The sequence below is a fragment of the Brevundimonas sp. Root1423 genome (assembly GCF_001426805.1).
On sequence record NZ_LMFL01000023.1, the window covers coordinates 386,095 to 401,467 of the forward strand.

The 15,373-nt window shown below is 61.5% G+C and carries 11 protein-coding genes; 9 read left to right on the forward strand and 2 right to left on the reverse strand.

The genetic code is table 11. The annotated features are described in order from the left end of the window. Positions 1 to 103: 103 nt before the first annotated feature. Genes ASD25_RS15230 through ASD25_RS15250 form a run of 5 tightly spaced genes read left to right on the forward strand, consistent with a single transcriptional unit; the run spans position 104 to position 7,261 of the window. Positions 104 to 1,411 carry a flippase gene (locus ASD25_RS15230; protein WP_162252084.1) on the forward strand — a complete coding sequence of 436 codons (1,308 nt, stop codon included), beginning with the start codon at positions 104 to 106 and terminating at the stop codon, positions 1,409 to 1,411. Positions 1,412 to 1,418: 7 nt separating this feature from the next. Beyond that, on the forward strand, positions 1,419 to 3,158 hold the full coding sequence (locus tag ASD25_RS15235; protein ID WP_082572440.1) for a cyclopropane-fatty-acyl-phospholipid synthase family protein: 1,740 nt from the start codon (positions 1,419 to 1,421) through the stop codon (positions 3,156 to 3,158). After that, positions 3,145 to 5,076: a nucleoside-diphosphate sugar epimerase/dehydratase gene (locus tag ASD25_RS15240; RefSeq protein WP_056618397.1), complete on the forward strand. Its 1,932-nt coding sequence runs from the start codon at positions 3,145 to 3,147 to the stop codon at positions 5,074 to 5,076. Before ASD25_RS15235 ends, ASD25_RS15240 begins: the two co-directional genes overlap by 14 nt. A gap of 59 nt (positions 5,077 to 5,135) precedes the next feature. After that, a complete protein-coding gene (locus ASD25_RS15245) occupies positions 5,136 to 6,413 on the forward strand; it encodes an O-antigen ligase (protein ID WP_056618398.1) in 1,278 nt (425 codons plus the stop codon). Beyond that, entirely contained in the window at positions 6,413 to 7,261 is an 849-nt protein-coding gene (locus tag ASD25_RS15250) for a glycosyltransferase (protein ID WP_056618399.1), read from the forward strand. Before ASD25_RS15245 ends, ASD25_RS15250 begins: the two co-directional genes overlap by 1 nt. Before the next feature lie 16 nt (positions 7,262 to 7,277). On the opposite strand, the gene ASD25_RS15255 is transcribed toward ASD25_RS15250, so the two are convergent. After that, positions 7,278 to 8,459 (reverse strand): DegT/DnrJ/EryC1/StrS aminotransferase family protein, encoded by a 1,182-nt coding sequence (locus tag ASD25_RS15255; protein ID WP_056618400.1) that lies wholly within the window; start codon positions 8,457 to 8,459, stop codon positions 7,278 to 7,280. A 637-nt stretch (positions 8,460 to 9,096) separates the two neighbouring features. Between ASD25_RS15255 and ASD25_RS15260 the strand changes: the two genes are divergently transcribed. The 4 genes from ASD25_RS15260 (at position 9,097) to ASD25_RS15270 (ending at position 14,423) form a co-directional block, all read left to right on the forward strand. After that, positions 9,097 to 11,349, forward strand: coding sequence for a polysaccharide biosynthesis tyrosine autokinase (locus ASD25_RS15260; RefSeq protein ID WP_082572441.1), 2,253 nt, complete (start codon positions 9,097 to 9,099; stop codon positions 11,347 to 11,349). 113 nt (positions 11,350 to 11,462) lie between these two features. Next, positions 11,463 to 12,611 carry a lipopolysaccharide assembly protein LapB gene (locus tag ASD25_RS15265; protein WP_156389333.1) on the forward strand — a complete coding sequence of 383 codons (1,149 nt, stop codon included), beginning with the start codon at positions 11,463 to 11,465 and terminating at the stop codon, positions 12,609 to 12,611. A 152-nt stretch (positions 12,612 to 12,763) separates the two neighbouring features. Continuing rightward, entirely contained in the window at positions 12,764 to 12,991 is a 228-nt protein-coding gene (locus tag ASD25_RS30515) for a hypothetical protein (protein ID WP_156389334.1), read from the forward strand. Positions 12,992 to 13,085: 94 nt separating this feature from the next. Beyond that, a complete protein-coding gene (locus ASD25_RS15270) occupies positions 13,086 to 14,423 on the forward strand; it encodes an O-antigen ligase (RefSeq protein WP_056618405.1) in 1,338 nt (445 codons plus the stop codon). Between the two features lie 45 nt (positions 14,424 to 14,468). Here the strand turns inward: ASD25_RS15270 and ASD25_RS15275 are convergent, their stop codons facing one another. Then, a complete protein-coding gene (locus ASD25_RS15275) occupies positions 14,469 to 15,314 on the reverse strand; it encodes a metallophosphoesterase family protein (RefSeq protein WP_235562745.1) in 846 nt (281 codons plus the stop codon). Positions 15,315 to 15,373 lie beyond the last annotated feature (59 nt).

Genomic DNA, 15,373 nt, shown 5'->3' on the forward strand with positions numbered 1-15,373 from the left:
CGAATAGCGCGAGCCGGGCCAAGCGCGTCACTAATGCGGGACACGCGGGGCCGATCGGCCAAGGGCATTCAGGTTTCTACGGCTAATGATCAGACTCGCAAGCATGCTCGGCGGCCGGGACGGCCGCGTTCTTCGCAACCTCGTCTGGACATTGGCCGGAACCGGCCTCCCCATGCTCGCGGCGCTCATCGCCGTACCCGTCCTTATTCAAGGCATTGGCCTGACCCGCTTCGGCGTTCTGTCCATCGCATGGATCGTTGTCGGCTATTTCAGCCTGTTTGACATGGGACTGGGGCGAGCCCTGTCCCAGATCGTAGCACGCCGGTTCGGGCGGGGAGAGCGCACGGAGGTGGGCGAACTTCTCTGGACCGCGACCGTGATGCTGTCTGTTCTGGGCGTCGTGATGGCTGCAGTTCTAGCGGCATGCTCCGCCTGGATCGTCCAAACCAGGTTGAACATCCCGGCGGATCTCTGGTCCGAAACAATCGCCGCCTTCTATTTGCTGGCCACCACGATCCCGCTGGTCATGCTCACCTCGGCCTTGCGAGGAGTCCTTGAGGGCGATCAGCGCTTTGGCATCGTCAATGCGATCCGTGTCCCTCTCGGCGTGTTCGCCTATGCCGGCCCGCTGCTGGTCCTGCCTTTCACGTCGAATCTCGCCTGGCTGATTTCAGCGCTCGTCGTGGTGAGGATCGCTGCCCTGGCGGCCCACATCAGTGCGTGTGGAGTGCTGTATGCCGACATATGGAAGGCCAGATCCCTGTCTTGGGCGGCGAGCAAGGAGTTGATCGTTTTCGGGGGCTGGATGACGGTCAGCAATATCGTCGGCCCGCTTCTCCTCTATCTCGGCCGTTTTGCCATCGCCGTTCTGGTGTCCGTCGCCGCCGTTCCCTTCTTTTCCACCATTTATGACGTTTCCATCAACCTGCTGGTCATTCCCGGCGCGATCGCCAGTGTCATGTTCCCCGTGTTCGCGGCCACGCTGGACCACAAGATCGACACGGCGCCACAGGCGTACCATCGGTCGTTGTTCTGGGTGGCGCTCATCATGGCACCGCTCTGCGCTCTTGCTTTCGTGGCGATGAAGCCCGCGGTCAGCCTCTGGATCAGCCCTGATTTTGCCGAGCAAAGCTTCAGGGTCGGACAGGTGCTGGCCATCGGCATCTTCATCAACGCGTTCGGCCACGTCAGCCAGGCCTTCATCCAGGCCCGCGGTCGTCCAGACCTGACCGCAAAATTGCACCTTGCCGAGCTGGCGCTGTATCTTCCCTACATGTACTGGCTCACCGTAGAATACGGCGTGGTCGGGGCAGCCATAGCGTGGGCGGTTCGCGTAACCATCAGCACGGTGGCCCTGGCGCTTATCGCCCGGTGGACTATCAAAACCCACGCCGCTTCGCGTCTCGCTTAGGTTGCTCATGAATATCAGTGATATCGTTTCCAACGACATTTTTATGGATGAAGGAGACGTATGGCGCCTGAGGGGCCACGAGAATTTCGGCTACAGCGACGGGCGCGCTTCGGAGATTCACCTGGACAAGGTGTTCCGTTCCGCAAAGGACCTGTCCAGCACGTCCAGCGAACTGGAAGACCACATCGTCGACTGGGCCAGCGAATATCATCTGACCCGCAAGCGCGCCCAGCTGCTCTCCGGTTTCAAGTTCGACCCGGAAATGACCGTCCTTGAGGTCGGGTGCGGCTGCGGGTCGATAACCCGGCTTCTGGGTGAACGCTTTGGACGCGTCATTTCAGTCGAGGGGAATATCCACCGGGCGCGTCTGGCCCGCCTCCGGACTCGCGATCTCGACAACGTAACCGTGATCTGTGCCCCGTTCGAGGAAATCGTTTTCGCTGAGAAATTCGATGCGATCGCGTGCATCGGCGTTTTCGAATACTCTGGATCGTTTGTTAAGGCGGAAGACCCTTATCGGACCGTACTTCAGTATTTCAGCGACATGCTGCTCGATGATGGAGTGCTCATCCTCGCAATCGAGAACCAGTTTGGCCTGAAGTATTTCAACGCCGCTGACGAGGATCATTGGGGGACGCCCTACGTCGGCATCGAAGGTTATCACAAACGGCCCAACTCCGTCCGAACCTTCGGACGATCCGAACTTGGCCGTCTGTTGTCGGAGCGGTTCACGGAGACCCGCTACTTCTATCCGTATCCGGACTACAAACTCCCGGATGTTGTGATCGCCGAAGACTTTCTTCGATCCGGGGAAGCCGGAGAGATGGTCTCCCAGGTCCGGTCCCGCGACTATACCGGTCGGCGTCCTGGCAATTTTGATGAACCGGCCGCTGTGCTGGAACTGGCCAGAAACGACCTGCTTGCGCCGCTCGCCAACTCCTTTCTGGTTATTGCCGGCAAGGACGCCGTCAGGGGCGTGAGTTTCGATCAGGAGGCGGTCGCCTACTCCAGCGGCCGCAGCGAACCCTTTTCCACCCAGACCCGCATCCGTCGTGACGCCGGGAACAAGCTGAGCGTTCACAAGACGCTGCGCAACGGCTCCCCGGTTGCGTCAAACGGTCTGCTGGAACTCGCCAACTGCTCTTCGTCCTGGGCGGATGGTCTTTCGCTTCAAACCCTTCTGATATCCCGATCCTCCTCAGGAAGCACCGAAGTCGCGAAGCTCGTCGAACCAGCCCGGGCTTGGGCGGCGGCCATGACCGCCGAGGCGAAGGACCGCGACGGCCGAATGATGCTTTCGGGCGAGCACATCGACAGCGTGTGGGGAAATTTCTATCCGGAAGCCAATCCGCCCGCGTTCATCGATCGGGAGTGGGTGTGGAAGGAAGACATTCCGCTGAATGCGCTGGCCATCCGCGCCGTCTACAACTTCCTCGTACGGCTAGAAGATGCTTCGCCCGGCGCCGGGATTCTGAAACGGGCCAGCGGTCAGACCCTGATAAGGGAAATCTGCAGCGCGCTGGGTATGGAACCCGAGGACCGCGACATCGACGACTTCGTGACCCTGGAGACCCGCTTCCAGGAAATGGCTTACGGCCTGGATCCTGCCCGCTATGGGAAATATCTTCGTTGGTACCTGGCTCACCGCCCAAGCCTGAAGGCGGCCCGTGGTCTGAAGACTCTCGCGCATCGCGTCCACGCCTCCCTGACGGCGCGTTTCAGTCTGTTCCGCCATGCCTCAGGATAACCAGACCGGGACCGGGGCCGAACCGGAAAACTTCGCCCGGCTGCTCCTCACGCTGCCGCGACCGGTCAAACGGGGCCTGGCCTTGGCGATGGACATCGTTCTGGTCGCCGCTTCGGTCTGGCTGGCCATCAATCTGCGGATCGGCGCGCTGCCCGAGCTGAATGCGCCGCTCGCCATCGCGGTCGGGATTGCGGTTGCCTGCGCGCTGCCCGCCTTCATCACCATGGGCCTATATCGGGTGATTTTCCGCTCGGAAAGCGGGCCGGCCCTGGTCACGGTCCTGCGCGCGGTCTGCATTTCCAGCGTGCCTTTCATTCTGATCATCACTCTGATCGGCATCGACGGGGTTCCGAGAACTGTCGGGCTGATCGAGCCGCCAATCCTGCTGCTGTTTATTGCAGGCGCCCGCGCCGTGATCCATCGGCTCCTTGCGGCGCCATACAAGGCGCGTCTGGGCGCTGATCGCTATCGCGTGTTGATCTACGGCGCAGGATCGGCTGGCCAGCAGCTGCACGCAAACCTTTACCGCAGCCCACAATTCAAGGTGCTTGGCTTCCTCGACGATGATCCGGTTCTCCACGGCCAGATGCTGCGGGGAGAACAGATTTTCTCTCCCTCGGAACTGGGCGCCTTGCGGGACCGGCTGGGCGTGACGGACATTCTGCTGGCCCTGCCCGCCGCGACCCGGCAGAAGCGGGCGGAGATCGTCAAGCGTACGCGCGAACTCCGGTTGCGCGTACGCACCATACCCAGCCTCCATGACATTGCCGTGGGCAAGGTGACGATCGCGGACCTCAGGGAAATCGATATCGCTGAGTTGCTGGGCCGGGAAGCTGTCGCGCCGGATCAAACGCTTCTGTCGCGCAACGTTCTTGGCAAGACTCTGCTGGTGACGGGCGCCGGCGGCTCTATCGGGAGCGAGTTGTGCCGCCAGATTGTGCTCCTGCAACCGCGGAAGCTGGTCCTTGTCGACAATAGCGAATACGCGCTTTACGGCGTTCACGCCGAGCTATCGCGAAATCTCGAGGTCGAGATTGTCCCGGTGCTGGGCTCCGTTGCCGATGAACCGAGGATGGCCGCGGTCATCGAACAGCACCGCCCGCACACCATATTTCACGCCGCCGCCTACAAGCATGTCCCGCTGGTGGAGTCGAACCCGCTTGAGGGAATCCTCAACAACTCGCTGGGCACTCTCGTCGTCGCGGAAATCGCGGCGCGGTTCGAAGTAGAGACCTTCGTCCTCGTCAGTACGGATAAGGCGGTCCGTCCGACCAATGTGATGGGCGCGACAAAGCGTCTGGCCGAATTGATTTTACAGGCGCTTGCCGAACGCGAGACCAAAACCCGGTTCTGCATGGTGCGTTTCGGTAATGTGCTGGGCTCGAGCGGTTCGGTAGTACCGTTGTTCAGACGCCAGATCCTGGATGGCGGCCCGGTTACCCTGACACACAAGGACATCATCCGGTACTTCATGACCATCCCGGAGGCCGCTCAACTGGTCATTCAGACCGGGGCCATGGCCGAAGGCGGCGAGGTCTTCGTCCTGGATATGGGGGAACCCGTTCGCATCTACGATCTGGCCCGCAACATGATCGAGCTTTCCGGGCTGACCGTGAGGGACGAGACCTTCCCTGACGGCGATATCGAGATACTCATCACGGGCCTGAGGCCAGGCGAGAAGTTGTACGAAGAGCTCCTTATCGGGGCGAACTCGGCTCCCACGTCCCACAGCCGGATCCAGAAGGCTCATGAAGACTTCCTGGCGTGGGACACGCTTTCCCGCGAACTCGAGGTCCTTCGCAAATTGGTGCGCGAGCAGGATGCGGAACCAGCCATCGTCGTGCTACGCCGGCTGGTGCCTGAGTACTTCAAGAGCGACGTTGTCGCTGATGCCTCGCTCGAGTACCGAGCGGTCTGATCCCTCTTGCTGGCCGTTGAAATCGGCGGCCAGCCATCGACACAGTTCGCGGAACAACCTTGGAAAACCCACAGACAATCCATTCTGCGTTCACCGGGGCCGCGAAGCGGCTCAGTGTTTCCGCCGTCCTTCTCCTGACCACGATGATGACCATCCCTCGATCCTACGCGGGTGCGAAGATCGGACTCATCGCCCTTTTTGTGGTCCTGAACTTTCGATACGTTTTCCACACTCGCTACCGTCACGCCGATCGCGACATCGTGGTCTTCTATCTGCTGACGGCCGTCATCGGCATCATATGGGCCGGCATCGGGTTGTTAAACGGAGGTGCGATTGAGGGCATCGTAGACTATCTTCGGCTGTATGTAGGATGGAGTCTGGCCTACCTTATCATCTTGGTCATTCTTAAAACCGGTAATGTTTTTCTCGCGATCCACTGGTCTATTGTTATAGCGGGCATTATTATTGCGATAATCAATATTTTCGCGATCGCTGAATATCGTTTTTCTCTTGGCCTCATAAACCAGGAGATTATCGATCAGCTCGACATGCGCGTGGGCTTCCACGACGGATACATTCAGGTTGTTACCCAAAACATCGGGTCCCTGTTCTTTATATGCCCGTACCTGATCGCCTCCCAATTCAGGACCGACAAGGTGAATGTCGCGCCGAGGCTGACACAAATCTCTCTCGTGTTGACCGTCCTGATTGCTGTTCTCTCGGGCCGACGCGCGCTCTGGATCGTTTTGGTGCTGACGCCGCTCCTGATACTTGCCTATTCGTTTCTCACGCAGACCAGGGATCGAAACCGGCGGCTGGAATGGCTGTTCGCTCTGGGAGGGGCGGTGGCGATCATTTTTGCCCTCGTCGTCGTCCGGACCTATGGCATGGCGACGATCTCATTCCTGACCGATGCCTTCTCGTCCGTGGACGAAAGAACTATCCAGAGCAGATATCTGATCGACGGGTTCAAGGACTATCCCGTGTTTGGTTCCGGCTTCGGACTGGATGTCGGCTATATCCGAAGCAAGATGTCGCCCTGGCTCTACGAGCTCAGCTATCACCAGATCCTGTTCAATTTCGGCGTGGTAGGCACTCTGATCCTCGGGACCATTTTGTTCTACTACATGAAGAATTCCCTCCAGATGATCGCCCAGCGGATTCCGGGAACGGAGGGGGCCTTCTGCATCGTCATAGGCCTGTCGGCCTTCCTGGTCGGCGTATACTCCAACCCTTATCTGGGCTCGTTCGACTTCCTGCTCATTCTCGCAACCCTTCCTCTACTCGCATCGTACCGCATCACTGCGCATGACCTGAGTCCGGGGGCGCGAGCCTGATGCAGGAAGGCGTCACTGCGGTCATCATCAGTTTCAACGGCCGCCTGCATCCCGGCGAGTGCGCCGACAGCCTGTCCGGCCAGGTCGACCATATCGTCATCGTCGATAATGGGTCGGACGATACCTCTCGCCTGGACCTTCAGCGCTCGGCGGCGGGCAAGGACTGGGAGATTATTTGGCTGGAAACGAATCTCGGCATCGCCGCCGCGCTGAATATCGGGCTGACGGCTGCCGTCCGGCACGGATCACGCTGGATGCTCACGATGGACCAGGACAGCGTTGCGGCGCCCGATATGGTGAGCGCACTGAGCCAGACCCTGTCCGCGGAGCCTTCGGCTGCATGCGCGTCAGCAGCGCTCCCGGGCATCAATCCGGGGGGCAGCGGCACCATGCTTCGGTACGCCATCACGTCAGGAAACATGGTGCGGACTGACGTTGCAGTCGCAATCGGCGGCTATTGGGAGGAACTGTTCATTGACGGCGTCGATCTCGATTTTTCGCTTCGTCTGAGGGACGCCGGCCACAATATCTACCGGTCACCGAATGCGCAGATATTCCATCGCCTTGGAGACAGGGCGTCCCGTATTCCGTTTCACAGCTATCACTCCCCGCTGCGCCGGTACTACATCTTCAGAAACTACTGGGCGCTGATGGGACGCCACGCGCGCCGCCATCCGGGGTTTGCCGCGCGGCTTACGGCCTCTCATCTTGTGCAGCTGGTGACCATAGTGATCTTCGGCGAACAGCGCTGGCGCAGCCTCGCCGCGATTGCGCAAGGTTGCGTCGACGCCCTGCACAATCGGCAAGGAAAGTTCCAGAGCAGTCCGCCCAAGCCCGCGCACTCCTGATAGAGCGACGCAGGGCTTATGCCCTGCGCGCAGAGCCAAACACCCGGCCAATCGCATCGCACGTCGTCGCAATTTCCTCATCAGTCAGTGTCGGATGAACGAGGAAGGCGATGCTGGTTTCTCCCAGTTCCTTCGCCGCCGGAAGTCGCTCGGGAGGACGCCAGCCCGTCCCGTCAAAAGCGTGCTCCAGGTAAACTTCGGACGCCGATCCGTGGAAGCAAGGGACGCCCAGGGCGACGATCTCCTCGATCACCCGATTTCGGGTCCAAGCATCGGCCAACCCTTCTGGGCGAACGAAGGCATAGAACCGGTACCAAGCGTGATCAACGTTGTCGGGAATCGGCGCAACCCGCGCCATATCGCTGAACGGCTCGAAGGCTGACCTCAACGCACCCGCGACAAGGGTTCTGCGCGCCGTCCAGGACGGCATGAGATCCAGCTGAACCAGGCCGATCGCCGCCTGCATCTCGATCATTCGCCAGTTCGTCCCGAAGGTGTCGTGCACGAGGCGCGGGCCCGGCGGATGATCGCGTTCGTATACGGCCTCCCAGCTCTTTCCATGATCCTTGTAGGACCACATGAACGACCAGAGATCGGGATCCGAGGTGGTGACCATTCCCCCTTCCCCGCCCGTCGTCATGATCTTGTCCTGGCAGAAGGACCAGGCGCCGATGTGTCCGATTGAACCCACGCTTTTCCCGCGATAGAGGGCGCCGTGAGCTTGGGCGCAATCCTCGATGACCTTCAGGCCATGGCGCTCTGCGAGCTTCATGATCGGGTCCATGTCACAAGGCATTCCGGCCAGGTGCACGCAAATGATCGCTTTCGTACGAGGCGTGACGACCTGTGCGATGGTTTCCGCCGTGATGTTCTGACTGTCACGATCAACGTCCGCGAACACCGGCGTCGCTCCCGCCGTGACAATGCACGAAGCGGAAGCGAGGAAGGTCCTCGGCGTCGTTATCACCTCGTCTCCGGGTCCGATTCCGAGAGCCTTCAAAGCGACGTCAAGCGCGACGGTCCCGTTGGTCAGGGCGACCGCAAACCCTGAGCCGACCCAAGCCGCAAACCGGCGCTCAAACTCGCGGCAGAGGTCTCCCGTCCAGTAGTTGACTTTGTTTGAGGTCACAACGTCGCTGACGGCCCTCACTTCTTCGGCAGTATAACTGGGCCAGGGTGAAAAAGGCGTATTCAGCATTCGTTCTTCTCTTCTTGACTATTTCAGACCCGTTAAGTCGACGGCGCCCCCGGAAAACAAGGAGGCAACAAATCTGCTCAGCCGTCGCCTTGGGTGTTCGGCAAACCAACTTCACCATGGGCAGGAGATTTCCAAAGGCAATTCACAGCGTATTTCGAATTGTCCACGGCAGCGCTCGCGCGCTTCCCGACGTCTGTCAGCGCAGGGCGCCGTGCAGTCCGACATTGTGCGCCCTCAACCCGCGAGGTATACGAAATGCACGCGCCCTGGTTTTCGTTGGGGATCGATCCCGTCGATCCTCAAAATGATGCGCTCAGGCGATCAGACTAGAATTTCACGGTTTTCCAGAAGCTAATGTGTTTCCTCCCGGTTCCTTATTGCGATGCGCGCTGCGGACGCCGCATACTTCGAAGGGTTGAATACGTTCTGGAGTTGGCGGGGTGGGCGCGAAATATCCCTCCAAGGCCAATGCCTTGAAGGCGGGGAGTTCTTACGGCAAGTGACGCCGTCAGAAAACGTGACCCGGAACGGGCCAAGTGTGAAGTTCGGCGGATTGCTCGATCTGTGTGAAGGTATGCGCTAATCAGCCCTCGAATAGAGTGCGGGACAACCGCACAGGTGTGAAACGGATTTGAATATGTTCGAAGGCCACGCGGCGTCAAAAAACGGCCCGCACTCTAATAACGCCGAAACCGGTCCGGCTTCGATGTTCGCGCGCGACGGCCAGATCGGCCTGTCCCACACGCCTCCGGCGTTTGGCTTCGTCGATTACTGGCGGCTGGCCCTCAAGCATAAATTCGTCCTGTTGGGCTCGCTGCTCACGGCCCTGGTCCTGGGCACGACCGCGACCTTGCTGATGACGCCCATCTACACGGCGACCTCAACGATCCAGATCGACCGCGAAGCCGCGCGAGTGCTCGATGTCGATGAGGTCCAACCCCGTGAATCAATGATCCAGGGCGAAGAGTTTTTCCAGACCCAGTACGGAATTCTGCGCAGCCGCTCGCTTGCCGAGCGGGTCATCGACAAGCTGGGATTGGCCAGCAACGACGCCTTCATCCAACAGATGGGCGAAGAGCCCGTACAGCGCGATCGAGAGACGGCGACGGCCTTCGCGGCCAAACGTCGTCAGGCTGTGTTGAGGCTCATCCAGGACAACCTGGGAGTCGCGCCGATCCGGGGGTCGCGTCTGGTCAGCGTATCCTTCAGCAGCCCGGACGCGGCGCTGTCGGCAAAGGTCTCGAACGCCTTCGCCGAAAACTTTATCGAGGCCAATCTTGACCGCAAGTTCGAGTCCTCGGCCTACGCGCGCAGCTTCCTTGAAGACCGTATCGCACAGACCAAGGCCCGCCTCGAAGACGCCGAGCGGGAACTGGTCGGCTATGCGGCTAACCAGACGATCATCAACGTTCGTGAAGCCAGCGCCGAAACCGGTGAAGCTCAATCGCTGACGACCAACAACCTCGTTGCGCTTAACTCCGCGCTCGCACAGGCGCGGGCCAACCGGATCGCCGCCGAGGAAAAGTGGCGCCAAGCCCGGTCGGCCCAGCTCTACACCCTGCAGGAGGTCCTCCAGAATCCGACGATCCAGCGGCTCACCGAGGAACGGGCCAAGTTCGATGCCGAGTACCAGCAGAAACTCAGTATCTATCAGCCTGACTGGCCTGAAATGCGCCAGTTGCAGGCGCGGATTGCCGAACTGGACGCCCAGACGAATTCCGTGGCTGCGGGCATCCGCAGCTCCATCCAGGGCCAGTACGCCGTCGCGCTCAACCAGGAACGCTCGCTTCAGGGGCAGGTGAGCGGCCTTCAGGATGACGTCCTGGACCTGCGTAGCCGCAGCATCCAGTACAACATTCTGCAGCGCGAGCTGGACACCAGCCGGACGCTGTATGACGGCCTGCTCCAGCGCTACAAGGAAGTGGGCATCACCGCCGGCGTGGCGTCGAACAATATTTCGATCGTCGACAAGGCCACGGCGCCGCAGCGCCCGTCGCAGCCCCAGCTCCTCATCAATCTCGCCCTCGCCGCCTTGCTGGGGCTGGGCCTTGGCGTCCTGGGCGCCTTCCTGTTGGAAGCCCTCGACGAGACGCTCGCGTCTCCCGACGATGTCGAGCTGAAGCTGGGCCTGTCTGTGCTGGGCGTGATTCCGCTCCTGAGCCGGGGAGTCATTCCGCAGCAAGCGCTGGAGGATGTGCGATCCGGTTTCTCCGAGGCGTACTATTCGCTGCAGACGGCGCTTCAGTTCTCGACGCCGGATGGAGCGCCCCGGAGCCTTCTGGTGACGAGTTCGCGTCCCGCAGAGGGAAAATCCACGACCGCCTACGCCACCGCGCTCAACCTGGCCCGGGCGGGACGGAAGGTGCTTCTCGCCGACGGCGATCTTCGCAACCCGTCCCTGCACCGGCTCATGGGCGTCGAGAACGACGCCGGCATGAGCAACGTGCTCTCCGGCGGCGGCGACCTTGGCGGACTGGCCAAGCCAACCAAACAACCCGGATTGCATTTCATTCCGTGCGGACCGCTGCCGCCCAACCCGGCGGAACTCTGGAGTGGAGACCGCGTGCGCCGTCTGCTTGCAAGCGCGGGAGAAATTTACGACCACGTGGTTATCGATGGTCCGCCGGTCCTTGGTTTCGCCGATGCGCCGCTCCTCGCGGCCGCCGTTGAGGGGACCGTATTCGCGATCGAGGCCAAGGGCACTCGCCGCGCCCAGGCGCGGGGTGCGCTTCGCCGCCTTCGGATGGGCAATGCACGCATCCTCGGCGCCGTGCTCACCAAGTTCAACATGACCGCGACGCAGTACGGTGGATACGACTACGCCTACGACTACAACTACGGCTCAACCGAGACCGACAGGAAGAAGACGAAGAAGGACCGTCGGTCCTGACGGCTTCCGAAAATGACGGAAACGTTGCTGTCCGGGGCACCGGAGGACAGGGGCGTCTGACCGAGATACTGCGCTTCGCGCTCATCATCTGCGCGGTCTGGTTGGCCTGGGAGGTGACCAAGGCGCTGCTGGTGACGCGGGGGCCGCCCGAGCTTGCGATCCGCGTCGCCCCGACGTCGCCGGAAGCCCTTCAGCGTCTCGCGGAACGGGCGTTGACGAACGATCGCATAACCGAGGCCGCCAGTCTGTCGGAGCAGGCGCTGTCCGGCGCACCCTTCAGTATTCGCGCTCTTCGCGTTCGCGGACTTGCGGCCGCCAGAAACGGCGAAACTGACAAGGCCGAGCAGATCCTGACGCTGGCGGGTAACTGGAGTCTGCGGGATGATCCCGCACATGCTTGGCTCGTCGAAAACCGGTTGCGCAACGGTGATTACGGGTCGGCTTTTGCGCATGCGGACACGCTCGCCAGGCGCCGGCTTGAGATGCAGCCGGGCATCTTCAACCTGTTTACGACGGCTGCACTCAACGATCCGCGTTCTGTGTCGCCCTTGCTTCGTCAGATGGCGAATGATCCGCCCTGGCGTCTCGCCTATCTCGATTATCTGTATGAGCGCGACGACGGAGACGCGGTCCTGCTCACCTTGGCGACAGGGCTTGAGCGAACCAAAACTCCATTCACCCGCAACGAGCTGGAGAAACTCTACCTGTCGTGGACGGCCGATCGCCGGTACCTGGCGCTGCGGACGGTGCGAGGCATGCTGCGGCGGCCCCCGTTTTCTCCAGCGGTCGTCAACGGGGATTTCTCGGCCGATCCCCAGACCCAGCTGCTGCCCTTCACATGGCGGCTGGGCGCCGCGCCCGGACTCATCGCGGAGGTAGCGGAAGACGATCTTCGTCCAAGGAACGCTGCGCTCCGGATCGATTATGACGGCGTCGGGTCCGACATTTTCGCCGATCAGGTGCTGATGCTCTCTCCCGGACGCTATTTGCTCCGGGGCGAGGGACGAATGGAATCGAGTCCCGTTCCGGCCCGGATAACGGTGGAGCTGACCTGCGTCGAGAGCGGCCTGAGGCTGCTCACCTACAGGCCCGAAGCCGCGCCGGGATCATCGGCGGCTTGGCGCCGTTTCCAGGCGCCCGCGACAGTGCCCACCTCGGGTTGTTCGATCCAGATTCTTCACTTCGCGCCGGACCCCGGAGACGCCCCGGCGTCAACTATTGCCTGGTTCGACAATCTCGAACTGAATCCCCTCGCGCAATAACCCCTCCCTGAAAGGCCCTGCCTACAACCAAGGATATCGACCTCACACGCGAGCCGCGGTTTTTTGCTTGCGCAGGAAGGGTCTGAGCCATATAGATCGGCTTCTGCCATCCCGGTTCGGGAGGTCGTAATCACGTCTTGAAGGGGATTATCATGCGTAAGACTATCGCCGCCGTTACGGCGGGTCTGCTGCTCGTTGCTGGCCAAGCCGCCGCCGCTGGATCGCAAAGCGCTGTTGCTCGCGTTGGTGATCGCGTGGGTGCCGCTTCGGAACAGTCCAGTGAGTTCGCCGGCATTCCGCTTCCGGTCCTGCTGATCGGCGCCGCCGTTGTCGTGGCCACGATCGTGGTCGCCACCGACGACGACAGCGAGAGCGACTAAGAACCAACTCCCCCCGAGTAGCGAGTAACACGCTCCGGTGGGCGATTTAGGTAAGTACGTAAGGAACCAGCAGGGCGCCGTCGCAATCGCGACAATGGCCCTGCTGGTTTTTTCGTATCTGCTGGGCGGCGCGAGCCGGCAGAACGAAGTTCGTCTGGCCTTACTGGAATTGGCTGCGCTTCCGCTTCTGGTTCTCGCCCTGTTCGCCCTGTCCCGCCGATCCGATCTTGCCGGGCATCGCCTTGCGTTGGCTTTGATGGCGGGCGTCGCGATTCTGCCCCTAGCCCAACTCGTGCCGCTGCCGCCGCAGATCTGGAGGGGCCTTCCCGGCCGGGAACAGCTCGACCTCGCACTCTCCACGGTCGGCATTCCCGGTGGATGGGCGCCCCTCAGCCTGACACCTGACCGGACCTGGCGTTCATGGCTGGCTCTTCTACCCCCCATGGCGATCTTCGCGGCCTTGCTCGTGTGCCCCGCGAGTTTCAGGCTGCGTCTTCCCTTTGTGATCATAGGCGGAACGGTGCTGGCCATCGTTCTCGGCGCGGCGCAACTCGTGAGCGGCGGCGACGGCCTCTATCCTTGGCGTACAACGGACCCGGGCAACGTTGTCGGGTTCTTCGCCAACAGGAACCACCTCGCCACCTTCTGCCTGATGAGCCTGCCCATGGCCGCCATTCTGGGCGCCCGCGTCGTCAAGCGGCGGGGCTCGCCGCAGAAGTCCCTGCTTCCCTGGATTTCCATCCTGTTTGTTGCGCTTGTCGTCGTCGCGCTCGGAGCGATCCGGTCCCGAGCCGGCATCGCCTTGGTCGGCCCCGTTCTGGGCGCCTGTCTGGTGGCGGCTTGGGTCGCCGCCGGGCGTGGGCGTCCGGGCCCGGTCTTGCTTGGAATGCTGGGTGCGGCCAGCCTCGGCGCCTTGGCTATCGCCGTGTTCGCCCTTGGCCCGCTGCTCGTTCGCTTTGACACGCCTGGTGCCCGCGAGGGCCGATTCGAGAACTGGCCGATCGTGGCCGAGGCCGCGCAGGGCTATCTTCCAGTGGGCTCCGGGATCGGGTCATTCGACGCCGTCTACCGATCCGTCGAACCGCTTGAACAGCTGGACGCCACCTTCTTCAATCAGGCTCATAACGACTATCTCGAGCTGGCCCTTGAAGCGGGCCTCCCAGCCGTCGCTCTGTTCATCATTTTCGGAATCTGGTTTGTCCGACGGTCGTGGACGGCGTGGGGCGGTCGCGCCTCGGCCGAACGTGATCTGCAGCGTGCAGCGACCATCTGTATCGCAGTCGTGCTCGTGCATTCGGCCTTCGACTACCCGCTGCGAACGACCTTTATCGCCTGCCTGTTCGCGCTTTGCTGCGGGATTCTGGAACTCGCCTCCCGCCCGGAGTCGGACCTGTCCGAACCGGGACAGGGGCGTCACCGCTCCCGCGCCTGAGGTGCTGGCTGCATCCGGCCGCCCCCGGGTCGGTCGAATCAGCGATCACTCAGACGGCGCTGATAAGTGTGCGGTGCGAACGAGGATGTCTTCCGGCTGCGCCCCTGAATTGTCGCTCGGAGCGATCGTCTGCATTACGCTCCGTTCCCGCCCCGAAAGCCGAAGCGCGGTGAGAATCCCGGACTCATAGGCCTTGGTGTCGATGCCCACACGACGCTGGTCGGCATACACCTCGGCTGTCGGCGTATGGCCGTGCACGACAATCCGATCGAATTCCGTGGAACTGTCGAGGAACGACCGTCGGATCCAGAGAAGGTCCTCGGCCGACTGCCGATCGAGCAATTCGCCGGGACGGGCGCCGGCGTGGGCGAAGAAATAGTCTCCGACCGTAATGCTGAGTTCCTGGGCGTCCAGGAACGCGCGCATTTTTGAGGAGACCTTGTAATTCAGGTCGGCGGACAGATGGGTCCAACCCTCGGTCCGGTGCTTCAACGCAGGCGGGCGCAATCCGAAGGACCGCAGAGTCGCATCTCCGCCGTATTCGCACCATTTCACACCGACCGATGGATCGTCGAGAAACTCGATCATGGTCTGTTCGTGATTGCCTTTGAGGAAGCGCCATTCGATCCCGTCGACCGGCTCAAGCTCTGCAAGGTATTCGAGGACACCCCGGGAATGCGGCCCCCGGTCGATATAGTCCCCAAGAAATATAACGAGTTTTCGTGTTGCGATCGCCCCGCGAAGGTCTTCGCGGATCGCGTCTACCAAGGGAACTAGAAGATCCAGCCGGCCGTGAATGTCACCAATGGCCCATACCACCGTCCCGGTCGGAACGGCGGGGTCGGCGGGAGCCGTGATCGATTGTTTGCGCTTCAGAAGCTTTGAAAACATGGCTCTCTGTCAGATGCGCCTCCGACGCACCGCTATCCGCGATGAATATGGAGGTTGCC